The organism is Actinoplanes ianthinogenes (assembly GCF_018324205.1).
In the GTDB taxonomy this organism is placed as follows: domain Bacteria; phylum Actinomycetota; class Actinomycetes; order Mycobacteriales; family Micromonosporaceae; genus Actinoplanes; species Actinoplanes ianthinogenes.
Genome location: NZ_AP023356.1, coordinates 861,586 through 885,170, shown reverse-complemented (window position 1 = coordinate 885,170; position 23,585 = coordinate 861,586). Strand labels below are relative to the sequence as shown.

Below are 23,585 nucleotides of genomic sequence, written 5' to 3'. Positions count from 1 at the left end.
ACAAAGATCCACTCTTTCGGCGGGAATCTTCGGACCGGGCGGAACCGGCGGAGCGGACGTTTCGTCGTACCGAACATGACCCGAACCCGCGGTCTCCTGACCGCCGCCGCCATCCCCCTGATCCTGATGGCCGGCTGTGCCCGGCCGGACTCGGCCGGCTCGGCCGGCTCGGCCGGCACCGCCGCCGATCCGATCACCGAAAGCGCCACCGCCGGAAAAGGCGACCCCACCGTGCTGGTGCGCATCTCCCAGGAGGGTGGCTTCGTGCCGACCTCCTACCGCTACGGCCGGCTGCCGGACGTCACCGTCTATGCCGACGGGCGGGTGATCAGCAACGGGCCGGTGCCCGCCATCGCGCCCGGTCCGGCCCTGCCCAACCTCCAGGTTCGCAAGATCACCAAGGAGCAGGCGAACAAGTGGGCCGCCGACGCTCTCGCGGCCGGCGTCAAAACCGGGAACGATCTCGGCGCCCCGGGTGTCGCCGACATCCCGGACACGGTGATCACCGCCACTTCGGGCGGCAAGACCGAGACGGTACGCGTGACCGCCCTGCACCAGGCGCAGCCCGACGACCCGAACCTGAGCAACGCCCAGCAGGCCGCCCGCAAGAAGCTGGCCGCCTACGTCGACGAGCTGAACGCCTTCGCCGGTGACGACGGCCCGGACTCCTTCGTGCCGGACAGCCTCGCCGCGCTCGCCCAGGAGTACGTGGCCTCCGACGACGGCCTCAAGCAGCAGCCGCAGGACTGGCCCGGCCCGGCGCTGCCCGGCGCCGAGCTGAGCGCCGGCACGCACTGCGTCTCGGTCGACGGCGCCGCCAAGGACAAGCTGTGGGCCGCGGCCGGCAAGGCGAACATGCGGACGCCGTGGGTGTCCGGCGGCAAGCAGTGGCAGGTCACCTTCCGGCCGCTGCTGCCCGACGAGACCGGCGGCTGCGCGGCCCTCAAGGACGCCAAGTGATCCCGTTGGACGAGCCTTGGGAACCGCATGTGCGGTCCTCTCACGTTCCTACTAACGTCGGAGGGCGTGAGGGGAACGGGGATGGATGCGGCCCAGATCCTGCTGGGGCTGATTCTGTTCGCAGTGCTGGCGCTTGGCGGGATGGCGGTGGTCTCGGGCCGGCGCAGGCCGGTTCCGCCGCCGCCGGAGGCGACTGAGGCCGCGGAGCTGGAGAGCGGCGCGGACGAGGTGTGGGCCGCGGCGCAGCGCGCCGTGGCGGCCGCCGACGAGGCCCGGGAGCGGGCCACCGAGGCGGCCGACGTGCGGGACCAGGCCGAGCAGCGGTATCAGCAGGCGAAATGGGACGCGTGGACCGGCCCGGCCGACGAGAGCCGGAAACTGGTGGAGCGGGCCGCGCTGGAGGCTTACCGGCGCGGCGACCTCTCGGTCGACCAGCTGAACCGGATCTGGTCGCACACCCGGCCGGACGAGTCGGCCCTGGAGCGGGTCGACGAGGAGGTCGCGGCGGCGAAACGGCGGTATGAGAACGCCTTGGAGGAGGCCGTCGAGGTGCGGCGGGCGGCGCACGTCGCCGAGGTGGCCGCCGAGGTGCTGACCGAGGAGGCCAAGCTCGCCGAGGACGAGGCCCTCGCCGCCCGGATCGAGGCAGAGGCGGCAGCGGGCCTGTCCGGTCTCCTCCAGGAGTCCGACAGGCCCGCCGCCGAGCTCAGTGAACCTCGACCAGATCCACCACGAAGATCAGGGTCTCGTTCGGCTTGATCACGCCACCGGCGCCGGCCGAGCCGTAACCGAGGTGCGGCGGGATGGTCAGCTTGCGGCGGCCGCCCACCTTCATCCCGGCCACGCCCTGATCCCAGCCGGCGATGACCTGCTGGCCGCCGACCCGGAAACCGAGCGCCTGGCCACGGTTGTAGGAGGCGTCGAACTCCTTACCCGTCGACTGGGCGACGCCCACGTAGTGGACGCTGACGTACTCGCCGGGCTTGGCCTCCGGGCCGGTGCCCTCGACGATGTCCTCGATCACGAGATCGGCGGGCGCTTCGTCGGGGATGGGACCGACGTCGGGCTTGTTCATGAATCCTCCCGTTTGGTGTTGCCGGACTCGGTCATGCAATCACAGCCGGGTGGTCACTGAACGAGCGGTGCCGGATCTCCGTATCTCCCGGGTGACCGGGAACGTCCCGGTCGTGTGATCCGCCGGGGAGTCACCGTGCGTACCTTCATCGTTGCGGCGGCCGTCGTGGCCATTGTCGTGCCGGCCGGGCCGGTGTACGCCCACGGCGCGCCGACCACGCCGATCAGCCGGTCAGCGGCCTGCGCCGGGAACGGGACGCAGACCTCCGCGCCGGCGTGCAAGGCGGCCAAGGCCGCGACCGGCGGGTTCATCGGGGCGTTCGACAACCTGCGGATCGCGAACGTGAACGGCAACGATCGGAAGGTCGTGCCGGACGGGAAGCTGTGCAGCGGGGGACTGGACGCCTATCGGGGCCTGGATCTGCCCCGCGACGACTTCCCGGCGACGGAGGTGAAGTCCGGGCAGACGTTGAAGATCGCCTACCGGGGGACCATCCCGCACCAGGGAGAGTTCCGGATTTTCCTGACCAAGCCCGGATACGACCCATCGGAGCGGCTGCGCTGGGACGACCTGGGCAGCAAGCCCCTGGCGTCGTTCACCGACCCGCCGCTGACCGGGGGCGCGTACCGGATGAAGGTGACACTGCCGGAGCGGGCCGGGCGGCACATGCTCTATGTCGTGTGGGAGACGTCCAGCACCCCGGACACCTATTACTCCTGCTCCGACCTGGTGTTCCCGGCGGCCGCAACCAAGGCGCCGACCGCGGCGCCGACCACGGCGCCGGCCAAGGCGGCAACCACGAAGGCGGCCCCGATCACGACCAAGGCGCCCGCGACTCCCGACAGGACGACCCCCGCCCCGGCGGAGACGGCCCCCACAGCGGCGGAGACGTCCGCCGAACCGGTGCTGGCCGCCGCCACGAGTCAGGACTCCACCGACGTCGGCCACTGGCTGATCGCCGGCGCCCTCGGCGCTGCGGTGATCGCCGGCGTAATTGCCCTGCTAGGACGCCGTCGCCGCCGCCCCTGAGAGATCCCTGGAAAAAAGTTTTGAACTCCTCGATCTCCAATCCCGTAATCACCGGCGTCGACAATGCAACGCCCGTCCGGCCCCCCAACAGACGAAAGGCCCAGCATGAGTCGTAGTCGCTACCGTGCCCAGGCGTTCCCGCGGTTCAACCGCCGCCGGATGCTGGCGCTCACCGCCGCCGGTGTCGGAGTCTCGGCCGTTTCCGTCGCCGGACTCTCCCTGGCCGGTGAGAACGAGACCACGTCGGCCAACAACTCACCGCTGATCGTCTCGGTGCGGGACGCCAAGAAGGGGACCATCGACCTCTTCTCCGGCGATTCCAAAAAGACCGTCACCGACAAGAAGCTCGCTGCCCAGCTGCTCAAGCACGCCGGCCGCTAACCGAAGAGGATCACGACAGAATGTCTTCTCACCGCGAAGCGCCGGAAATCAGCAAGGACCCGGTCGCCGACAGTTCCGACCTGTACGCGTTCGTCAGCCCCGACGACCCGGATACGGTCACCATCATCGCGAACTACGTGCCCTTGCAGATTCCGGCGAGCGGCCCGAACTTCTTCGAGTTCGGCGACGACGTGCTCTACGAAATCCACATCGACGCGAACGGCGATGCCCGCCCGGACATCACCTATCAGTTCCGGTTCGTCACTGAACTGCGCAATGACAAGACCTTCCTGTACAACACCGGGCCGATCGAATCGCTGGACAGTGAGAACTGGAACCGCCGGCAGTTCTTCTCGGTGACCAAGGTCGACAGCCACGGCAAGAGCACCGTGCTCGCCAAGAAGCTGCCCTGCCCGCCGTGCAACGTCGGCAAGATCTCGATCGCCGACTACGAGGGTCTCGCCAAGGACGCCGTGCACAAGCTGAAGACCGGTGAGAAGGTCTTCGCCGGGCAGCGCGCCGACGCGTTCTTCGTCGACCTGGGCGCCATCTTCGACCTGGGCACGCTGCGCCCGTTCCAGGACAAGCACCTGGTCGGCCAGAAGCTGTTCAACTACGCCGGCAAGGCGGTCAACGCGACCGACCAGACCAACGTGCACAGCATCGCGGTGCAGATCCCGCTGCACATGGTCCGCCGGGACGGCAAGAAGCGGGTCAAGGCCACCGACGCCGGCGCGGTGATCGGGGTGTGGACCTCGGCCAGCCGCCGTCAGGTGCAGGTGCGCGGCGACAGCAAGAGCGGCGAGGTCTACGTCGGCCCGCAGGTGCAGGTGTCGCGGCTGGGCAACCCGCTGTTCAACGAGGTCATCGTGCCGATGGCGCAGAAGGACAAGTGGAACAGCCTGCCGCCGAGCGAGGACAAGAAGTTCGCCGAGTTCGTCGCCAAGCCGGAGCTGGCGTCGCTGCTGCCGGTGCTCTACCCGGGCCTGTTCGACAAGCTCGCCGACCTGAACAAGGCCGGCAAGGACCGGGCCGACCTGCTCGCCATCCTGCTGACCGGCATCCCGGCCGGGCTGATCGACGGCTTCCAGAACAACACCGGCGCGCTGCAGGCCGACATGCTGCGGCTGAACACCGCGATCCCGCCGGCCGCGAAGCCGAACAAGTTCGGCGTGGTGGGCGGTGACGTGGCAGGCTTCCCCAACGGCCGCCGGATCGCCGACGACGTCGTCTCCATCTCGCTGCGGGCCATCGCCGGGGTCACCGTGCCGCTGGTCGACAAGAAGTTCACCCCGGACGCCGCGGCGGCCCTGGTCGAGCAGGGCCTGAGCATCAAGGACGCGAGCGCCGGGCTGCTCAAGCACTTCCCCTACCTGGGTACTCCCTTCGACGGATTCTCGGTGCCGGCATGAGCCACGATCACGGACACGGTCATCATCACCACCACCACACGCTCGCCCCGTCCGGGCAGGGCACCGTGATGCTGAACATCGGCGGCGGGATCGGCGCGCTGATCATCCACACCTCGGCCCGGGAGCACGGGCACGAGATCGAGATCAGCCCGGCGGGCGCGCCGGACCAGCGGCAGCACGCCGCGGTCCGGGCCCGGTACGTCCGCGGCGGCGTCACCTACTGCGTCGTGATCGACAGCCTGCCCGAGGGCCGGTACGCGGTCTGGGCCGACGGACCGGACCCGCTGGCCGAGGTGCTGGTGCACGGTGGACACGTCGCCGAGTTCACCTGGCCGGAGCACGCGATCCCCGGGAGGACGCTCCTCTCGGTCTAGGGTGTAGCCATGACGGGCGGTGATGTCCCGATCCACGTCGCGTTGCGCACCACCGACGTGGAGGAGGCCCGCGCGTTCTGCCGCAAGGTCTACTACGAGCCGCTGCGGATCGACCCGGTCGGTGACCCCGGCCGGTTCGACTTCAGCGCCGACGTGGTGGAGCTCGGGCCGATCACCGTCGGCGAGGTCGGGTACGGCACCGACATCCGGGTCGCGATCGGCGCCCTGGAGACGGCGTACCACGTGCTGGTGCCGCTGACCGGCGTGCTCCGGTCCCGGCACCGCGGCACCGTGGTGCTCGCCGACCCGACCCGGGCCGCGGTTTACCGCCCGACCGGCGACATCGAGCTGGACTGGCCCGGCTCCTGCCGGCTGCTCAGCGTCAAGGTGGAGCGCGGCGCCCTGGAACGCGAATTGGACGCCGCGCTGGACCAACGGGTCGTCTCACCGATGCCGCTGGGCGCCAGCTTCGACCTGGTCGACGGCCCGGGCCGGACCTGGGTGGCGCTGGTCCGGCTGCTGCTGTCCGAGCTGCGCGCCCCGGAGGGCCTGGCCACCCAGCCGCGGATGGCCGCGCGCTGGCGCGACATGGTGGTGAGTGGCCTGGCCCTGACCGTCGAGCACCCCTACGGCGAGGAGCCGGCCGGGCTCCAGGGCCCGCACCGCCCGCGCACCGTCAAGCGCGCGCTCGACGTCATGCACGCCGAGCCGTGGCGCCCGTACACGACGCGTGAGCTGGCCGCGGTCGCCGGCGTCGGTGTCCGCGTCCTCCAGGACGCCTTCCGCCAGCACGTCGGCATGTCCCCGATGACCTACCTGCGCCGGCTGCGCCTGGACAACGTGCACGCCGAGCTGTCCCGCGCCGACCCGAGCGTCACCAGCGTCAGCGACATCGCCTATCGCTGGGGATTCACCCACCTCGGCCGCTTCGCCGGCGCCTACCGAGCCCGCTTCGGCGTCCCCCCGTCAACCACCCTCCGCGATCACCCCTGACACACCCGCGTCCTGGCCCGCCGCGACCACCCCTGAAGCGTCGGCCGCTCAGCCGGCCGCAGCCTCCCTCCCCTCGCCGAGCTGGGCAAACACGCGCTCCCGCAGCAGTTGATACTGCCCCCGGCACCGCTGCGGCGCCCCGGGCGGAACCTCCTGAACCCGCCCACCGGTCACCACCTCGTCCGGCCGGAACTGATCAGCCGTGAAATCGACCTCCCGCCCGTCGGGCAGCCTGTTCCAGTAGTGATGCCCCACCTTGTCCTCACCCACGAACACCTCGCCGAGCACCAGCTCCCCACCCAGCAACTCCCGCACGACCAGCGCCGTCACCCCGCACTGCCCCCGAGCCGGATTCGCCGGAGTCCAGTCCGCCAGATCATGCGGATCACACGTGTCGCGCCCCCACGCACTCCGCAGCACCGGCCCGATCCTGTCCACATCCGTCATCGTCACCAGTCCACCCTCCACCCTCGACAAGCTGGAGAGTCAAGTCCAGCTTTCGCGACCGATCGGAGAGCCAAGACCACCTCCCGCGGCCCACGGGAGAGTCAAGACCAAACCCTTCCTTCGGTACGCCCGACACCGCCCCAACCGCGCTGCCCCGTCCCGCCGCCGACGCCAGGCCGCTGCGACCTCACCACCGCGAGGCCGCATCCGGGCTGATCCGCCCCTCCCGGTGGTCCGCCCAAACCCCCACACCGCCCCACGTCCGAGGAGTGCGCGGTCCGGGGCTGGTCCGAGAGCTGTCCTGCCACCACCGAGGCTTGCCCGAGCGAGCCGCACGGTCTCGGCTGGTCCGGAGGGGTGTCTCGCCGGTGCCGAGGCAAGGCCCGAAGCCGGCCCAGGTCTTGCCCGCGGTTTCTTGTGGTCCGGCCAGGTGTCTCGGCCGGTTTCCGACAGAACCCAGCCGGGGCCTGGGGCGCGCCACGGCGGTGAGTGGCGGAGGCGACTTTCCGCACGGCGGGGGTGCTCCGGACGTACCGAAAGCGGGTGTTGATCGGGAATCAGCGGACCTCGGCGGGCCGGCGGACGGCGTCGGCGGGCTGGGGCCTGCCGAAGAGCCACCCCTGCCCGAAATCGCAGCCGCTGGCGTGCAGCCAGTCCCGTTGCACCGCTGTCTCGACGCCCTCGGCGACCACCCGGTGCCCCAGAGCCTGCGACATGGCGAGCACCGCCCGGACGATCGACTCGTTGGCCCCACCCTCCCCGACCCCCGCGATGAAGGCCCGGTCGACCTTCACGATGGCGACCGGGAGCCGTTGCAGGTAGCTCAGGGACGAGTAGCCGGTGCCGAAGTCGTCGATGCAGAGCGTGACCCCGAGGGCCCGCAGCTGGTAGAGCACGTCCAGGCAGGTGTCCAGATCGGTCATCAGCCCGGACTCGGTGACCTCCAGCCAGAGGCCGGCCGGGGGCAGCCCGGTGCGGGCGAGGATGTCGCGGACGCGGTCGGGCAGGCCCGGTTCGAGCAGTTGGCGGACGGCCAGGTTCACCGAGACGTGCAGGGTGGCATCGGTGGTCCGCCAGTGGACGAGCCGGGTGGCGGCCTCCTCCAGCAGCCAGGCGCCGGCCGGGACGATCAGTCCGGTGTCCTCGGCGACCGGGATGAAGTCGACCGGGGAGACCGCGCCCAGCGAGGGATGGGTCCAGCGCATCAGCGCCTCGTAGCCGTCCACCCGTCCGGTGCGCAGGTCGATGATCGGCTGGTAGTGCACGTCGAGCTCGCCGTTGGCGAGGGCGCCGCGCAGGGCCTGCTCCAGCGCCATCCGGGTGCGTACCCGCTCGCGCAGGACCGGGTCGAAGACGGCCGCGCGGTTGCGGCCGGCGTCCTTGGCGCGGTATGCCGCGGTGTCGGCGTCGCGGAGCAGCTCCACCGGGTCGGGGCGGCCGGGGGAGTGGGCGATGCCGATCGAGGCGGTGACGTCGACCGCGCCGACCGAGAGGGGCACCGGCGCGGCCAGCACCGTGAGCAGCCGCGCGGCCAGCGCCTCCGCATCGCTCCCGGCCCGCGGCGGCGGGGCAGCGGCGACCGCCACGATGAACTCGTCGCCGCCGACCCGGCAGACCAGGTCCTCGGCGTGGACCTCGGCGCGGATTCGGCCGGCCACCGCCCGGAGCAACTCGTCGCCGACCTCGTGCCCCCAGTGGTCGTTGATCAGCTGGAACCGGTCCAGGTCCAGGTAGAGCACGCTGACCGCCGGCCAGCCGGCGATCGTGGCGACGAGCAGGTCGCGGTTCGGCAGCCCGGTCAGCGCGTCGTGATCGGCCTGCCAGCGGGCCTGCCGTTCGGCGCGGTCCCGGGAGTTGTTCGAGCGGACGATGCGGGACACCGCGGTGGCGATCAGCGCGATCGAGAGCACCGCCCGGACCAGGGCGAACCGGGTGGTCGTCGGCGGCGCCACCACGGTCAGCACGGTCGGCGCGCACAGCGCGGCGGCGATCGCCGCGGTCCGGGACGCCCGCAGCCGCCGGGACCGGCCCTCGACCTGGCGGGTGAGCACCGCCACGGTGGGGTGCAGCATGCACGCCGAGTTCGCGGCGTAGGCGAGCAACGAGATCGCGCCCACCACGTGCAGCGGGATCGCATGTGGCCCGGTGGGGAACCAGCCGCGGACGGCCAGCACGACGTCGGCGGTCAGCAGCGCCAGGCCGCTGCCGGTGAAGAACCACAGTGCCGGGGTGCCGGCCCGGCCCAGCAGCAGCATCGGCAGCACGATCACCACCAGGGCCGCGGTCACCATCGGCAGCGCCGCGGCGACCAGGTTCTGCCAGTGCGTGTCGTCACCGGCGATCCACGGCTCGATCCACAGCGACCACACCACCAGCGCCGATCCGACGCCGAGAAGAACCGCGTCGACCCGGGCCGGTTCGTCGTCGGCGGCCCGGCTGCGCCGCAGCAGGTCGAGCACGCCGGCGGCGAGCAGCAGGTAGCTGAGCAGCAGTCCCAGGTTCGGCAGCAGCACGAGGTGCAGGAGCATCCGGCTGGACTCGCCGATCAGTGACACCGCCTGCGCGCCCAGCAGCAGGAGCCAGGGACGCCGGTGGCCGGTCGTCAGGTTGTGCCGGATCCCGGCGCCGCCGGCCAGGACACAGACCAGGACCCCGATCAGGTACACGGCCGAGGCGACACCGTGACCGCCGGCCACCATCAGGGCGGCGGCGGGCACGCTGCCCGCCACGAGCAGCCACGCCGCCCGGGCGAGGTTGTCCCTCACATCTCCGATATCGGCACCGGCGGCCCGGATCAAAGCTCGACGCGCTGGTTCTTCCCGATCACCACGATGCCGTTGTCGCTGACGGTGTAGAGCTTGCGGTCCCGGTCGAGATCGACCCCGATCTGCGCGCCCTCGGGAATGTTCACGTTCTTGTCGATGATGGCGTTGCGGATGACCGCGCGACGGCCCACCGAGACGCCCTCCATCAACACCGCGCCGTCCACGTGCGCCCACGAGTTGACCCGCACGTTCGGCGAGATGACCGACCGCTCGACCAGGGCGCCGGACACGACCACGCCGGGGGAGATCATCGAGTCGATGGCGCGGCCCTGCCGGTCGTCGTAGCCGTGCACGAACTTGGCCGGCGGCCACGAGCCGTAGTTCGTGAAGATCGGCCACTCGTGGTTGTACAGATTGAAGATCGGCAGGGTGGCGATCAGGTCCATGTGCGCCTCGTAGAACGAGTCGAGCGTGCCCACGTCGCGCCAGTAGCCGCGATCGCGATCGGTCGCGCCGGGCACGTCGTTGTCGCGGAAGTCGTAGACGTTCGCCTCGCCGCGCTCGACCAGCATCGGGATGATGTTGCCGCCCATGTCGTGCTTGCTGTCCGGGTTCTCCGCGTCGGCGGTCACGGCCTCGCAGAGGGCGCGGGTGGTGAAGACGTAGTTGCCCATCGACGCGTAGACCTCGTCGGGGGAGTCGGCCAGACCGACCGCATCCCGCGGTTTCTCCCGGAAGGCGGAGATCTTGCGACCGTCCGGACCGACCTCGATCACGCCGAACTGGTCGGCGAGCGAGAGCGGCTGGCGGATCCCGGCGACGGTGACCGCGGCGCCCGAGGCGATGTGGTCGTTGACCATCTGCTTCGGGTCCATCCGGTAGATGTGGTCGGCGCCGAAGACGATCACGTAGTCCGGGGACTCGTCGTTGATCAGGTTGAGGCTCTGGTAGATCGCGTCGGCGGAGCCGGCGAACCAGCGCGGGCCGAGCCGCTGCTGGGCCGGGACGGGTGTGACGTAGTTGCCCAGCAGGGTCGACATCCGCCAGGTCTTGGAGATGTGCCGGTCGAGCGAGTGCGACTTGTACTGCGTCAGCACGACGATCTTGAGATATCCGGCGTTGGCGAGGTTGGAGAGGACGAAATCGATCATCCGGTAGATGCCGCCGAACGGCACACCGGGCTTGGCCCGGTCCGCCGTCAGGGGCATCAGGCGCTTGCCTTCTCCACCGGCCAGGACGATCGCAAGCACCTTGACAGCCATGGCAAGAACGCTAATATTCCCGCCTGCCGTTCGCCACCCAAAGTGTTGCGAAGTTTGGTTAAGCCGCAGTGGCGCTGCTCTCTCGAATCAATGACTCGATGATCTCCGCGTCGGTCGGCCGCCCGAAATGGTACCCCTGCACGAGATCGCAGCGCAGCTCTCTGAGCTGGTCCGCCTGGGTCGCGGTCTCCACCCCCTCGGCCACCGTGACCAGGTCCTGGCTCTGCGCCAGTTGCAGGATGGCCCGGGTGAAGCTGACGTCGTCGATGAACGATCGGTCGATCTTCAGGATGTCCACCGGCAGCCGGCGCAGGTAGGCCAGCGACGAGTACCCGGTGCCGAAGTCGTCGATGGCGATCCGGATGCCGTGCTCACGCAGCGTCCCGAGCACCGGGGTGTCGGCCGCGTCGATCAGCACCGACTCGGTGATCTCCAGGACCAGTCCGGCGCCCGGCATCCCGGTCTCGGCCAGGATGCCCAGCACGGTGCCGGCGAAGCCCGGGTCGCGCAGCTGATGGGTGGAGACGTTCACGGTCACGTAGATCCCGTGCCGCCGGTACCACGGCGCGGCCCGCGTGCAGGCCAGCCGCAGCGCCAGCTCGCCGAGCTGACCGATCAGGCCGGTCTGCTCGGCCACCGGGATGAAGACCGCGGGCGGCACCAGCTCGCCGTCGCGCCGCCAGCGCATCAGCGCCTCCACACCGGTCATCCGGCCGGTCGCCGGGTCCACCACCGGCTGGTAGTGCAGGAACAGCGATCCGTCGGCCAGCCCCTGGCGCAGCCCGGCGGCGATCCGGGCCCGCTCGCTCTGCTGGGCGCGCAACGAGTCGTCGAAGCGAGCAAGGCGGGCGCCACCCGCCAATTTGGCCGCTCGCAGCGCGAGGTCCGCATCGCCCAGGAGATTTTCCGGTACGCCGTCCGCCAGCCCCACACTGGCCGTCAGGTGGATCCGCCGCTCGCCCACCGTCACCGGCACCCGGCTCACCGTCTCCAGCACCCGCCCGGCCAACTCCTCCGCCTGATCCGGATCGGTCAGCAACAGTCCGAACTCGTCCCCGCCGAGCCGCGCCACCAGGACCGCCTCCGGGGCGAACAGCAGCAGCCGCCCGGCCAGCCGGCGCAGCACCTCGTCGCCGACCTGATGCCCATAGGTGTCATTGACCTCCTTGAACCCGTCCAGGGAACAGAGCAGCAGGCAGCGGGCCCGGTCGACGTGCTCGAGCAGCAGCTCCCGGTTGGCCAGCCCGGTCAGCGCGTCGTGCCCGGCCCGGTACGCCAGCCGCCGCTGCAACGCCGCCTGCTCGTCCATGGCGGAGCGCAGCGCGGCGGCCCGCTCGCCGGCGTCCCGGGCCAGCAGCCAGATACGCAGCACCAGCAGCCCGCAGAGCGCCGCGGTGAGCAGCGCCGGAATGTACGCGAGCGGGTCGCCGGGCCGGCTGACCACCGGCAGCAGCGGGCCGACGATCGCGGTGGCCACGATCCCGGCCAGCTTGTTCCGCCCGGGGCGCGGCTCGGTCCCGCCCAGCCGGGCCGCTCCCGGGTGCAGCGCGGCGGCGGTGGCCACCACCCCGGCGTACTGGATCAGCAGGAACGACGTGCCGCCGGGCAGGAAGGGCGCGGTGCCGGCGCCGTCGGTGGCGGCGTACAGCAGGTGCGCGCCGAGCAGGAGCGCCCCGGAGCCGCGCAGCAGCCAGGACCGGATGCGCAGCACGGCGACCAGCAGGATCAGGTCGACCAGCGCGTAGAGCCCCGCCAGCGCGTTGCTCACCTGCTGGTAGCCGGGCGCACCGAGGTACGGCAGCACCACGAACGACCAGGACAGCATGGCCAGCCCGAGAACCACCGCGCCGGCCTCGACGCCGAGCTCGGCCCGGCTGGTGGTGCGCCGCCGGCGCCGGGTGAGCAGCATGGTCCCGGCGGTGGCCAGCGCGTAGAGCGGGATCAGGGTGAGGCCCTGCGGCGTGTTGCTCGGGGTGACCGGGCCCAGCGTCCAGAACGCGGCCGCGAGCACGCCGGCGGTGTGCGCCCCGGCCAGCAGCAACCAGCCGGGATGCGTGCGGCGCCGCAGGGTGAGCGCGACGCCGGCCAGCTGGATCGCGAAGAAGACCGGGCCGGGTGCGCCGAGCAGCTGCGCGGCGGTGACCGCCACCACGCCGACGGCGAGGGCGCACCACCACGCCACGCTGCTGCTCCGGATCTGCACCTGGCCATTGGAGCCTCGAACGGTTGCCATCCGGGTGCGCGACCCGGTCGCATCACGTTGCAGTCGGCTATCCTCCGTTGCGTGGCTCTGCGTGTGGACCTCCTGACCCGTGAATACCCGCCGGAGGTGTACGGCGGCGCCGGTGTGCACCTGGAATACCTGACCAGGGACCTGCGGCGGCTCGCCGACGTGCGGGTGCACTGCTTCGGCGCGGCCCGCTCCGAGGAGGGCGTCACGGCGTACCCGGAGCCCGCCGAGCTGGCCGGGGCGAACCCCGCGCTGCGCACCATGGGGGTGAACCTCGCCATGGCGTCCGGCTGCGCGGGTGCGAACCTCGTGCACAGCCACACCTGGTATGCCAACTTCGCCGGGCACACCGCGAAACTGCTGCACGGCATCCCGCACGTGGTGACCACGCACAGCCTGGAGCCGCTGCGCCCGTGGAAGGCGGAGCAGCTCGGCGGGGGTTATGCCCTGTCGTCGTTCTGCGAGCGGACCGCGATCGAGGCGGCCGACGCCGTCGTCGCGGTGTCCGGCGGGATGCGGCGGGACGTGCTGAAGGCGTACCCGTCGGTCGACCCCGACAGGATCCACGTGGTCTACAACGGCATCGACACCGAGCTGTACTCGCCGGACCACGGGACCGATGTGGTCGACCGGCTCGGCATCGACCGGAGCCGGCCGAGTGTCGTCTTCGTGGGCCGGATCACCCGGCAGAAGGGCCTGCCCTACCTCATGCGGGCCTGCCACGACCTGCCCGCCGACGCCCAGATCGTCCTGCTGGCCGGTGCGCCCGACACCCCGGAGATCGCCGCCGAGGTCGCCGAGCTCGCGGCCGGGTTGCAAGAGGTCCGCAGCGGCGTGATCTGGGTGCAGGAGATGCTGCCCAAGCACGAGGTCATCCAGGTGCTCACGCACGCCACCGTCTTCGTCTGCCCGTCGATCTACGAGCCGATGGGCATCGTCAACCTGGAGGCGATGGCCTGCGAGACCGCGGTCGTCGCCACCGCCACCGGCGGCATCCCCGAGGTGGTCGCGGACGGCGAGACCGGCCTGCTGGTCCCGATCGAGCAGGTCGAGGACGGCACCGGCACGCCGGTGCACCCGGAGAAGTTCGTCGCCGACCTGGCCGCCACGCTGACCCGGGTGCTCACCGACCCGCAGCTCGCCGAGCGGATGGGCAAGGCCGGTCGCCGCCGCGCCGTCGAGCACTTCAGCTGGGCCCGGATCGCCGAGGACACGCTGAACGTCTACCGGTCGGTGCTTTGAGCACCGCGCAACGCCTCCGGCTGGGACTGCTGTTGTCGGTGGTGCTGATCGCCGCGCTGGCGATCGGCGCCGGGCTGGTCCGGGCCGCGTTCTACACCGAGCCCGCCGCCGGGTCGCTGCCCCTGGCGGCGAACCGGGAGCAGCCGGTGGCCGGCACCCCGGGGCAGTGCGCCGGGCAGCCGGTCCAGGCGCCGCGGGAGCTGCGCGGCATGTGGCTGACCACGGTCTACAACCTGGACTTCCCCAGCAAGCCGGGGCTGAGCCAGGCGCAGGTCAAGGCCGAGTACCTGAAGTGGCTCGACGTGGCGGTCGCGCAGCACCACAACGCGATCTTCGTACACGTGCGGCCCAGCGGTGACGCGTTCTGGCCGTCCGCCTACGCGCCCTGGTCGAACTGGCTGACCGGCCGGTTCGACGGGAAGTCGCCGGGGTGGGACCCGATGGCGTTCATGGTCGCCGAGGCGCACGCCCGGGGGCTGGAGTTCCACGCCTGGTTCAACCCGTACCGGGGCACCCAGCCGGCGCCCGGGGGTGGCTCCGGGACCGACGCGGCCAAGCTGGCGCCGAACCACCCGCTGCGACTGCACCCGCAGTGGCGGATCGCGTACCCGACCGGGAAGAACGGGCGGTTCTACTTCGACCCGGGCATTCCCGAGGCCCGCAAGTTCGTCGAGGACTCGATGCTCGAGGCGGTGCAGAAGTACGACGTCGATGGCGTGCACTTCGACGACTTCTTCTACCCCTATCCGGAGGAGGGACAGGATTTTCCGGACGGGGCGTCGTACAAAAAATACGGGTTGGGGAAATCGAAGGCGGACTGGCGCCGGGAGAACGTGAACACGCTGGTCCGCGAGATGCACGAGCGGCTCCAGCAGCTCAAGCCGTGGGTGAAGTTCGGGATCAGCCCGTTCGGGATCTGGCGCAACAAGTCGTCGGACTCCGGCGGCTCCGCCACCAACGGCCTGGAGAGCTACGACGCGATCTACGCCGACACCCGGAAATGGGTCCGTGAGGGCTGGCTCGACTACATCGTGCCGCAGCTGTACTGGACCATCGGGTTCGACAAGGCGGATTACACCAAGGCGCTGCCGTGGTGGGTGCAGACGGTGAAAGGCACCAAGGTCCAGCTCTACATCGGCATGGCGGATTACCGGGTCGGTGAGAAGGGCGACTGGAGCGATCCAGGCATGCTCGACCGGGAGATGGCGCTGAACCGCAAGTACGGCGTCCAGGGCGAGATTCACTTCAGCGCCGCGCAGGTCCGCGGGGACAGGCTGGGTGCGGTCAGCCGGTACCGGAAGGCGCACTACGCGACCCCGGCGCTGCTGCCCCGGCTGGCCCGGCTGACCGCGACGGCGCCGCCGACGCCGCGGCTCACCGGGGCCAGGCGGACCGAGAACGGGCGGCTGGTGCTGACCGCGTCCGGCGTCTCGACGGCGAACTGGGCGCTGTACCGGACCACCGGTGGTCCGGCCACCCTGGTCGCCACCGGGCACGTCGGCGCCGAGATCGCCGACCCGAAGCCGGTCGCGAAGGCCACCTACTGCCTGAGCACCCTGGACCGGGGCGGCAACGAGAGCGCGCTCAGCCCGCCGGCCTGATTCAGGACAGGAACTGACCTGAGGCGACCGTAGCGTCGGCGGCATGACGACATACGTACTGGTACCCGGATTCTGGCTGGGCGCGTGGGCCTGGCGCGGCGTTGCCGAGGCGCTGCGCGGGCACGGCCACGAGGTGTACCCGCTGAGCCTGACCGGTCTCGGCGAGCGTGCCCACCTGGGCCGCCCGGACACCGATCTCGACGTCCACGTCACCGACGTGGTGAACCTGCTGCGTTACGAGGACCTGCACGACGTCGTCCTCGTCGGGCACAGCTACGCCGGCGCGGTCGTCACCACGGCCGCCGCCGATCGGATGACCGACCGGATCGCCCAGCTGGTCTTCGTCGACACCGGCCCGCTGCCGGACGGGGTGGCCAACGACGAGTTCGGCACGCCCCAGGACCGGGAGCGCAACGCGGCGCTGGTCGCCGAGCACGGGGACGGCTGGCGGTTGCCGCCCCCGCCGTGGGCCGAGCTGGCGGCCGCCGCGGGGGTGGGCGAGGAGATCGTCGCGCTGCTCGACGAGCGGTCGGTGGCGCATCCGTGGGCGAGCGCGACCACCCCGGTCCGGCTCACCGGTGCGTGGGAGAAGCTGCCGCGCCTGGGCGTGCTGTCCAGCTTCACCACCGAGCAGGCCCGCGCGATGGCCGCCACCGTGCCGCTGTGCCGGCACCTGGCCGGCGACGCGTGGCGGTTCGCGGAGCTGCCGACCTGGCACTGGCCGATGCTCAGCCGCCCGGCGGAGCTGGCGCGGATCCTGCACGAGGCTTCGCGCGCGTAATACGTGCGTAGTACGCTTCGACAATGCCGTACGAGTGGGACGACTGGGCGCTGGCCGCCCTGCTCGGCATCGAGCAGCACGAGGTGCGTCAGGCGCTGGAGGCCCGCCGTCGCTGGCCGCGGCGGGCGGTCAGCGCCACCGGCGTCCCGGTTCTCACCGTGTGGAGCCGCACGGCGTCCGGTCGGCCGCTGATCGTCGCGGTCTACCACACCGCCGGATACACCTGGAAGATCATCGGAGCGCGGGACATGGCGGACAAGGAGCTGATTGAGTTCAGCCGGTGGGAGGAGACGCAATGAGTCACGACGTGCCGCAGACCCCTGAGGAGCTCGCCGAGTTCATGACGGGACTCTCCTTCGAGCCCCCGCACGGGCCGCGCGACGAGCAGGCCCTGCTGGACTCGCTGCCCCCGGCCGGCACACCGGTCATGGTGGTCCGCTCGCTGCGCCTGCCGGTCGACCTCGACCAGTCCGTCGCCGCCGCGGCCAAGGCCGCCGACCTGCCCAAGACGGCGTGGATCCGGCAGGCGATCGAGATGGCGCTGGCCGTCCAGGCCGACGACGACCAGCCCATCTCCCGTGCCGAGGCGCTACGTGCCCTGACCCTGCTCCGCCCCGCCCGCCACGTCGCGTGACCGCAGCCAGGCGGCCGCGCGGCGCGCCGAGGCGCGGGACAGCCAGGCATCCTGAACGATCTCGGCCAGCTCGGCCCGGGTCAGCTCGCCGACCCGGGAGGCTCGCAGCAGGACCGACGGGTGGCCGTCGAAGTGGGCGGTGGTGAAGAACGGGGTGGCCGGATCCTGGATCAGGGCCTGCTTGTCCGCCTCCGACTCGACCCAGAAGACGATGACGTCGGTGTACCGCTCGCCGGTCTCCGGGTCGACCGCGTCCGGCCGCGGATTGCGGAAGAAGACGAACGATTTCCCGCCCACCTGATAGACCGGATTGTCGATGGCGTGCTCGACCGTGACGTGCGGCATGCCGAGCGCGAGCTCGTGCACGTCCGTGATCCGGGCCGGCCTGTCCATGGCCGGGGTCAGGCGACCTGGCAGTACAGGCGGCGGCGGGAGCGGGCCAGGGTGGTCACCGCGCCAAGGATCTTGCGGGCCAGCGAAGGGTCGAGGGTCTCGCCGTCGGCGGCCCGGGCGGCGATCCACCGCGCGGTCAGGTCGCGCAGGGTGGCGGCGTCGGCGCGGGCCAGAGCGGCGGTGAGCTTCGGCAGGAAACCCAGGATCAGCGGGGACTCCTCGTCGTTCACCTGCTCCGGGCCGGCGATCGCGTCGCCGGTCCGGTCGAGCAACAGGCTCTCCCACTCCTCCAGCGATGCGAAGACGTCGAAGTCGCGGAACTCGACCGCGTCCCGGCCGGGGCCGTCGTCCTCGGCGGCGTCGTCGTTCGCGGCGGTGTAGAACGTGATGATCGTGCTCATGGGATTCAGCCGGTGACCTTGCCGTCGGCCACCTCGAGGTGGCGATTGGTGGCGACCGCGGACAGCATCCGCCGGTCGTGCGTGACCAGGAGCAGGGTACCGGTGTAGGAGGCGAGCGCCGACTCCAGCTGTTCGATAGCCGGCAGGTCCAGGTGGTTGGTGGGCTCGTCGAGGACCAGCAGGTTCACCCCGCGCGCCTGGAGCAGGGCGAGCGCCGCCCGGGTGCGCTCGCCGGGGGAGAGCGACTCGGCCGGGCGCACCACATGCCCGGATTTGAGGCCGAACTTGGCCAGCAACGTGCGTACGTCCGCGTCGTTCCAGTCCGGGACCGCGTCACCGAACGCGCGGGCCAGCGTCTGCGAGCCGAGGAACAGTCCGCGCGCCTGGTCCACCTCGCCGACCACCACGCCCGGCCCGAGCGAGGCGGTGCCGGAGGTCAGCGGGAGCCGGCCGAGCATCGCCGCGAGCAGGGTGGACTTGCCGGAGCCGTTGGCGCCGGTGATCGCCACCCGGTCGGCCCAGTCGATCTGGAGGGTGACCGGCCCGAGGGCGAACGCGCCGCGCTCGACGCGCGCCTCCCGCATCGTCGCCACCACCGCGCCGGCTCGGGGCGCCACGGCGATCTCCATCCGCAGCTCCCACTCCTTGCGCGGCTCCTCGACCACCTCCAGGCGCTCGATCATCCGCTCCGTCTGGCGGGCCTTGGCGGCCTGCTTCTCGCTGGACTCGCTGCGGTACGCCTTGCCGATCTTGTCGTTGTCCGGCGACTTGCGCCGGGCGTTGCGGACGCCCTTCTCCATCCAGCCGCGCTGCATCCGGGCCCGGTCGAGCAGCTCCTCCTTCTTGTCGGAGTACTCCTCGTACTGCTCCCGGGCGTGCGAGCGAGCGCGCTCGCGCTCCTCGAGGTAACTGGCGTAGCCGCCGCCGTACAGGTGGATCTGCTGCTGGTGCAGGTCCAGTTCGAGGACCTTGGTGACGGTGCGGGTGAGGAACTCGCGGTCGTGGCTGACCACCACCAGGCCGCCGCGCAGCCCCTGGACGAAGGCCTCCAGGTGGGCCAGGCCGTCCAGGTCGAGGTCGTTGGTCGGCTCGTCGAGCAGGTACACGTCATAGCGGCTGAGCAGCAGCGACGCCATCCCGGCGCGGGCCGCCTGGCCGCCGGAGAGGGCGGTCATCGGCAGGTCCAGGTCGATCCGCAGGTCGGTCGCGGCGAGCGCCTCGGCACGGTCGTCCAGGTCGGCGCCGCCCAGGTCGAGCCAGCGTTCGAGGGCGACCGCGTACCGGTCGTCGGCGCCGGCCGCGCCGGCCGCCAGCTCCTCGGCCGCGGCGTCCATGGCCGCCTGCGCGGCGGCCACCCCGGTGCGCCGGGCCAGGAAGTCGCGGACCGTCTCCCCGGCGCGCCGCTCCCGCTCCTGCGGGAGATAACCCACGTTCGCGGTGGGCGGGCTGAGCGCGACACTGCCGCTCTCCGCGGGCAGCATGCCGGCCAGCGTACGCAGGAGCGTGGTCTTACCGGCGCCGTTCACCCCCACCAGGCCGATCACGTCCCCGGGCGCGACCACCAGGTCCAGGCCGGTGAACAGACTGCGGTCGCCGTGCCCAGCGGCGAGATCCCGGGCGATCAGTGTGGCGCTCATCGAGAAGTCATCCTAGAGCCAGGCGCGACCTGTCACGAACTCTCATGAGCGGCGGGCGTCGGCCGATCCTCGTGCCGTGAAGAGGGTGCAGAACAGGCAACAGGCGGGCCGGGCGATCCGGCGTGACCCGGTGATGCTGACCGCGGTGGCCTGGACCGCCCTCGGCGTGGTCATGCTCTTCGCCCTGTCCGGGCAGCACAACTCCCAGGTCCGGGTGTTCTGGCTGTTCCAGCCCGCGCTCGACCTGTTGCTGGCGTACTCGGCCTGGCGGGTCAGCCGGATCGCCACCGGCGCGGTCCGCCGGTTCTGGCGGCTGCTGACGATCACCGCCATGCTGTTCACCTTCGGCGACTCGGTGCAGGCGGCGCTCACGCTGACCCGGAACAACCAGTGGTCGACGGCCGGTGGCACGGTGCAGTCGGCCTGCTTCGCCGTCGGCGAGGTAGTGATCATCGTGGCCATGCTGATCCACCCGCACCCGGGCCGCTCGCGCCGCGAGGCGCTCGCGTTCTGGCTGGACACGGCCACCGTGATGGTCGGTGGCGCGGTGGTCGCCTGGTGCTTCGCGATCGCCCCGAACCAGCAGGACGAGAACTCCAGCCTGGTCGGCGCGCTGCTGGGCGCCGCGGTCATGCTGACCTCCGGCTTCGCCGCCGTGAAGATCTTCCTGAGCGGCAACGCGCCGATGCACAAGGCGGCCGCCGTCCCGATGATCGCCTCGGCGCTGCTGAACGGGATCGGCCTGTTCGCCGCCCCGCCCGGGATGACCGACGGGTACCCGGCCTACGTCTACGCCCTCCGGTTCGTCCCGTCGCTGCTGGTCGCCATGGGTCCGCGGATCCAGGAGATCATCGCGGGCGTCGACCAGACCGCGTTCGGTGCGCGCCGCCGGAAGCCGTACAGCCTGCTGCCGTACGGATCGATCGTGGTGGTCTTCGTGACCCTGATGGTGGTGCTGCCGAAGGGGAAGAACGGCCCGCTGCTGGTCGCGGTCAGCGGCCTCGGCGTGATCGTCGCCCTGGTGGTGGCCCGGCAGCTGGCCGCGTTCCACGACAACACCCGGCTGATCGACCAGCTCGACACCACCCTCACCGAACTGCGCGAACACGAGCAGCGGCTGCGGCACCAGGCGCTCTACGACGAGCTGACCGGGCTGGCCAACCGGGCACACTTCCGCGAGGAGACCACCAGCACGTTGCGGGACGCCCGGCCGGACAGCGTCGCGCTGCTGCTGGTCGACCTGGACGGGTTCAAGGCGGTCAACGACACGCACGGGCACGCCGCCGGCGACCTGCTGCTGGCCGGCGTCGCCGAGAAGCTGCGCCAGTCGGTGCGCTCCGGCGACCTGGTGGCCCGGCTCGGCGGCGACGAGTTCGCGCTGCTGCTGCGCGACTGCACGGTCCGCGACGCGGAGCTGACCGCGCAGCGCATCCTCCGCTCGATGACCGAGCCGATCCAGGTCAGCGAGGACATGGCGGTCTGCGCCAACGCCAGCATCGGCATCGCCTGCGCCGAGGAGCGCGACGACGTGCGGTCGCTGCTGCACGACGCGGACGTGGCGATGTACGCCTCCAAGCACCGCGGCAAGGGCACCTGGATGCGGTACGAGGCAGGGATGGCGCTGAGCGCCGGTTAGCTCATCGGGACCGCCTGGCCGCTGACCCGGACTCCGGGCTCACCCGTGACCAGGCCGACGGTGAGCCGGCTCGGCCGGCCCAGGTCGTCACCCTGCCGCAGGTGCAGGGTGGCGTCGCCGGCGACCAGGCCGAGCTCGCGCAGGTAGCCGCCGAGGGCCGCGGCCGCCGAGCCGGTGGCCGGGTCCTCGTAGACGCCGCCGACCGGGAACGGGTCGCGTACGTCGAAGGTGTGCCGGCCGGTGCGGAACACCAGCTGGATCGTGGTCCAGCCGCGGTCGGTCATCAGCGCCTTCAGCGCCGGCACGTCGTAGTCCAGGTCCGCGAGCCGCTCGCGGCTGCGGGCGGCCAGGACCGGATGGAGATTCCCGGAGTACGCCACCCGCGGCGGCAGCGCCTCGTCGAGGTCGTCGGCGGACCAGCGCAGTGCGGTGAGCAGTGCGGTGAGATCCGCCTCGGGCAGCGGCTCGACCCGGGTGGGGACGCTGGTGAGCGTGGCGAATCCGCTGGTGTCGACCGTCACCGGAACCTCGCCCGCGTTGGTCACGAACAGGTGCTCGCCGGGACCCAGCGCGACCGCCGTGGCCACGGTCGCGTGGCCGCAGAAATCGACCTCGGCGAGCGGGCTGAAGAACCGCAGACGGTACCGGTCACCGGCCCGCTCGGTGATGAACGCGGTCTCGGAGAAACCCAGCTCAGCGGCGATCTCCAGCATCCGGGCGTCGGTCAGCTCGGCGGCGTCCAGGACCACTCCCGCGGGGTTCCCACCGGCGGGATCGGTGGTGAATGCGGCGTACCTCTCGATCATGAGCAAAGCCTGCCGCGCGACACCCGCCATGAGCAACGGCCAATCCCGCGTTTCCGGATCACAGTCGCCGTTTGTCACATCCCGGGAGTAGCGTTCCTGCGGTGACAGAGGGTCCTACCGCGATCATCTTCGAACCTCCCGCCGACCTGCCGCGCACCCTGGGCGAGCTGCGCGCCTCCGGGCACGAGTTCCGCACCGTCAAGGAGGAGCTGCGCGACAACCTGCTCCACAAGTTGCGCACCGGCGAGCCGCGCTTCCCCGGCATCGTCGGCTATGACGACACCGTCCTTCCCGAGGTCGAGCGGGCCCTGCTCGCCGGCCACGACATGGTCCTGCTCGGCGAGCGCGGCCAGGGCAAGACCCGGCTGATCCGCGCGCTGGGCGGGCTGCTCGACGAGTGGACGCCCTACATCGCCGGCTCCGAGCTGCACGAGCATCCCTATCACCCGCTCACCCCGGCGTCGCGCCGGCTGGCCGCCGAGACCGGCGACCTGCTGCCGATCTCCTGGCTGCACCGCTCGGAGCGTTATGGGGAAAAGCTCGCCACCCCGGACACCAGCGTCGGCGACCTGATCGGTGACGTCGACCCGATCAAGGTGGCCGAGGGCCGCGCGCTGGGCGATCCGGAGACCATCCACTTCGGCCTGGTGCCCCGGACCAACCGGGGCATCTTCGCGGTCAACGAGCTGCCCGACCTGGCCGAGCGCATCCAGGTGTCGCTGCTCAACGTGCTGGAGGAGCGGGACATCCAGGTCCGGGGATACCAGCTGCGGCTGCCGCTCGACCTGCTGCTGGTCGCCTCGGCCAACCCGGAGGACTACACCAACCGGGGCCGGATCATCACCCCGCTCAAGGACCGGTTCGGCGCCGAGATCCGGACACACTACCCGGTCGACCTGGAGCTGGAGACCGCGCTGGTCCGGCAGGAGGCGGCCCTGGTCGCGGCCGTCCCGGAGCACCTGATCGACGTCCTCGCCCGGTACACGCGAGCGGTCCGCGAGTCGTCGTCGGTGGACGCCCGCTCGGGCGTGTCGGCCCGGTTCTCGATCGCGGCGGCCGAGACCGTGGCGGCGTCCGCGCTGCGCCGGTCCGGGCTGCGCGGCGAGCGCGAGGCGGTGGCCCGGATCTGCGACACCGTGTCGGTCACCTCGACGCTGCGCGGCAAGGTGGAGTTCGAGAGCGGCGAGGAGGGCCGGGAGACCGAGATCCTCGCCCACCTGCTGCGGGTGGCCACGGCCGAGACGTTCCGGGCCCGGCTGGCCGGGCTCGACCTGTCCGGCTTCACCGACCTGGTCGCCGACGGCGCCATCATCGAGACCGGCGACCTGGTCAGCGCGCAGGAGCTGCTCACCCAGATCGGCACGGTCCCCGGCCTGGCCAAGGTGCTGGATCGCCTCGGCCTGGGCGACGCGCCGAGCCAGGGTGAGGCGGCGTCCGGGGTGGAGTTCGTGCTGGAGGGGCTGCACCTGACCAGACGGCTGGCCAAGGAGATGACCGACGACGGCCGCACCCTGTACGGGAGCTGA

The 23,585-nt window shown here is 71.3% G+C and carries 23 protein-coding genes; 14 read left to right on the top strand and 9 right to left on the bottom strand.

The window, feature by feature from the left end:
- Window positions 1-75 precede the first annotated feature (75 nt).
- Window positions 76-960 carry a hypothetical protein gene (locus tag Aiant_RS04115; protein ID WP_189331012.1) on the top strand — a complete coding sequence of 295 codons (885 nt, stop codon included), beginning with the start codon at window positions 76-78 and terminating at the stop codon, window positions 958-960.
- An 81-nt stretch (window positions 961-1,041) separates the two neighbouring features.
- On the top strand, window positions 1,042-1,719 hold the full coding sequence (locus Aiant_RS04110) for a hypothetical protein (protein WP_189331011.1): 678 nt from the start codon (window positions 1,042-1,044) through the stop codon (window positions 1,717-1,719).
- Here the strand turns inward: Aiant_RS04110 and Aiant_RS04105 are convergent.
- On the bottom strand, window positions 1,667-2,035 hold the full coding sequence (locus tag Aiant_RS04105; RefSeq protein WP_189331010.1) for an FKBP-type peptidyl-prolyl cis-trans isomerase: 369 nt from the start codon (window positions 2,033-2,035) through the stop codon (window positions 1,667-1,669). The two genes, Aiant_RS04110 and Aiant_RS04105, sit on opposite strands and share 53 nt — an antisense overlap.
- Window positions 2,036-2,170: 135 nt before the next feature.
- Here Aiant_RS04105 and Aiant_RS04100 point away from each other — a divergent pair, with 135 nt between their 5' ends.
- From Aiant_RS04100 to Aiant_RS04080, 5 genes are all read left to right on the top strand, one after another.
- Window positions 2,171-3,064 (top strand): lytic polysaccharide monooxygenase, encoded by an 894-nt coding sequence (locus Aiant_RS04100; protein WP_189331009.1) that lies wholly within the window; start codon window positions 2,171-2,173, stop codon window positions 3,062-3,064.
- A 105-nt stretch (window positions 3,065-3,169) separates the two neighbouring features.
- Window positions 3,170-3,445, top strand: coding sequence for a hypothetical protein (locus tag Aiant_RS04095; protein ID WP_189331008.1), 276 nt, complete (start codon window positions 3,170-3,172; stop codon window positions 3,443-3,445).
- 20 nt (window positions 3,446-3,465) lie between these two features.
- Complete coding sequence (locus tag Aiant_RS04090; RefSeq protein ID WP_189331007.1) at window positions 3,466-4,857, top strand: DUF4331 domain-containing protein; 1,392 nt, start codon at window positions 3,466-3,468, stop codon at window positions 4,855-4,857.
- On the top strand, window positions 4,854-5,231 hold the full coding sequence (locus tag Aiant_RS04085; protein WP_189331006.1) for a phospholipase: 378 nt from the start codon (window positions 4,854-4,856) through the stop codon (window positions 5,229-5,231). Before Aiant_RS04090 ends, Aiant_RS04085 begins: the two co-directional genes overlap by 4 nt.
- A gap of 9 nt (window positions 5,232-5,240) precedes the next feature.
- The gene (locus Aiant_RS04080) at window positions 5,241-6,224 is read left to right on the top strand and encodes an AraC family transcriptional regulator (protein WP_189331005.1); all 984 of its coding nucleotides are present in this window, start codon (window positions 5,241-5,243) and stop codon (window positions 6,222-6,224) included.
- A 48-nt stretch (window positions 6,225-6,272) separates the two neighbouring features.
- On the opposite strand, the gene Aiant_RS04075 is transcribed toward Aiant_RS04080, so the two are convergent.
- From Aiant_RS04075 to Aiant_RS04060, 4 genes are all read right to left on the bottom strand, one after another.
- Complete coding sequence (locus Aiant_RS04075; RefSeq protein WP_189331272.1) at window positions 6,273-6,671, bottom strand: YunG family protein; 399 nt, start codon at window positions 6,669-6,671, stop codon at window positions 6,273-6,275.
- A 557-nt stretch (window positions 6,672-7,228) separates the two neighbouring features.
- Window positions 7,229-9,436, bottom strand: a complete 2,208-nt coding sequence (locus Aiant_RS04070; protein ID WP_229830069.1) for a putative bifunctional diguanylate cyclase/phosphodiesterase — start codon at window positions 9,434-9,436, stop codon at window positions 7,229-7,231.
- A gap of 29 nt (window positions 9,437-9,465) precedes the next feature.
- The gene (gene glgC, locus Aiant_RS04065; protein WP_189331004.1) at window positions 9,466-10,698 is read right to left on the bottom strand and encodes a glucose-1-phosphate adenylyltransferase; all 1,233 of its coding nucleotides are present in this window, start codon (window positions 10,696-10,698) and stop codon (window positions 9,466-9,468) included.
- Window positions 10,699-10,756: 58 nt separating this feature from the next.
- Window positions 10,757-12,901: a putative bifunctional diguanylate cyclase/phosphodiesterase gene (locus Aiant_RS04060; RefSeq protein ID WP_189331003.1), complete on the bottom strand. Its 2,145-nt coding sequence runs from the start codon at window positions 12,899-12,901 to the stop codon at window positions 10,757-10,759.
- Between the two features lie 81 nt (window positions 12,902-12,982).
- Here Aiant_RS04060 and glgA point away from each other — a divergent pair, with 81 nt between their 5' ends.
- From glgA to Aiant_RS04035, 5 genes are read left to right on the top strand one after another with little or no spacing between them, the layout of a single operon-like run.
- Entirely contained in the window at window positions 12,983-14,170 is a 1,188-nt protein-coding gene (gene glgA, locus Aiant_RS04055) for a glycogen synthase (protein WP_229830067.1), read from the top strand.
- Complete coding sequence (locus Aiant_RS04050; protein WP_189331002.1) at window positions 14,167-15,771, top strand: glycoside hydrolase family 10-like protein; 1,605 nt, start codon at window positions 14,167-14,169, stop codon at window positions 15,769-15,771. Before glgA ends, Aiant_RS04050 begins: the two co-directional genes overlap by 4 nt.
- A gap of 43 nt (window positions 15,772-15,814) precedes the next feature.
- Window positions 15,815-16,552 (top strand): alpha/beta fold hydrolase, encoded by a 738-nt coding sequence (locus Aiant_RS04045; protein ID WP_189331001.1) that lies wholly within the window; start codon window positions 15,815-15,817, stop codon window positions 16,550-16,552.
- Between the two features lie 23 nt (window positions 16,553-16,575).
- On the top strand, window positions 16,576-16,851 hold the full coding sequence (locus Aiant_RS04040) for a hypothetical protein (RefSeq protein ID WP_189331000.1): 276 nt from the start codon (window positions 16,576-16,578) through the stop codon (window positions 16,849-16,851).
- Window positions 16,848-17,186: a hypothetical protein gene (locus tag Aiant_RS04035; RefSeq protein WP_189330999.1), complete on the top strand. Its 339-nt coding sequence runs from the start codon at window positions 16,848-16,850 to the stop codon at window positions 17,184-17,186. Before Aiant_RS04040 ends, Aiant_RS04035 begins: the two co-directional genes overlap by 4 nt.
- On the opposite strand, the gene Aiant_RS04030 is transcribed toward Aiant_RS04035, so the two are convergent.
- From Aiant_RS04030 to Aiant_RS04020, 3 genes are read right to left on the bottom strand one after another with little or no spacing between them, the layout of a single operon-like run.
- The gene (locus tag Aiant_RS04030; protein WP_189330998.1) at window positions 17,142-17,579 is read right to left on the bottom strand and encodes an MmcQ/YjbR family DNA-binding protein; all 438 of its coding nucleotides are present in this window, start codon (window positions 17,577-17,579) and stop codon (window positions 17,142-17,144) included. The genes Aiant_RS04035 and Aiant_RS04030 overlap by 45 nt on opposite strands.
- Window positions 17,580-17,587: 8 nt before the next feature.
- Entirely contained in the window at window positions 17,588-17,980 is a 393-nt protein-coding gene (locus tag Aiant_RS04025; protein WP_189330997.1) for a hypothetical protein, read from the bottom strand.
- Window positions 17,981-17,985: 5 nt separating this feature from the next.
- Entirely contained in the window at window positions 17,986-19,617 is a 1,632-nt protein-coding gene (locus Aiant_RS04020) for an ABC-F family ATP-binding cassette domain-containing protein (RefSeq protein ID WP_189330996.1), read from the bottom strand.
- Between the two features lie 76 nt (window positions 19,618-19,693).
- Between Aiant_RS04020 and Aiant_RS04015 the strand changes: the two genes are divergently transcribed.
- Window positions 19,694-21,253 carry a GGDEF domain-containing protein gene (locus Aiant_RS04015; RefSeq protein WP_229830065.1) on the top strand — a complete coding sequence of 520 codons (1,560 nt, stop codon included), beginning with the start codon at window positions 19,694-19,696 and terminating at the stop codon, window positions 21,251-21,253.
- Here Aiant_RS04015 and Aiant_RS04010 read toward each other — a convergent pair.
- Window positions 21,250-22,059 (bottom strand): PhzF family phenazine biosynthesis protein, encoded by an 810-nt coding sequence (locus Aiant_RS04010; protein ID WP_189330995.1) that lies wholly within the window; start codon window positions 22,057-22,059, stop codon window positions 21,250-21,252. The genes Aiant_RS04015 and Aiant_RS04010 overlap by 4 nt on opposite strands.
- A 101-nt stretch (window positions 22,060-22,160) precedes the next feature.
- Here Aiant_RS04010 and Aiant_RS04005 point away from each other — a divergent pair, with 101 nt between their 5' ends.
- Window positions 22,161-23,585, top strand: a complete 1,425-nt coding sequence (locus Aiant_RS04005) for a sigma 54-interacting transcriptional regulator (RefSeq protein ID WP_189330994.1) — start codon at window positions 22,161-22,163, stop codon at window positions 23,583-23,585.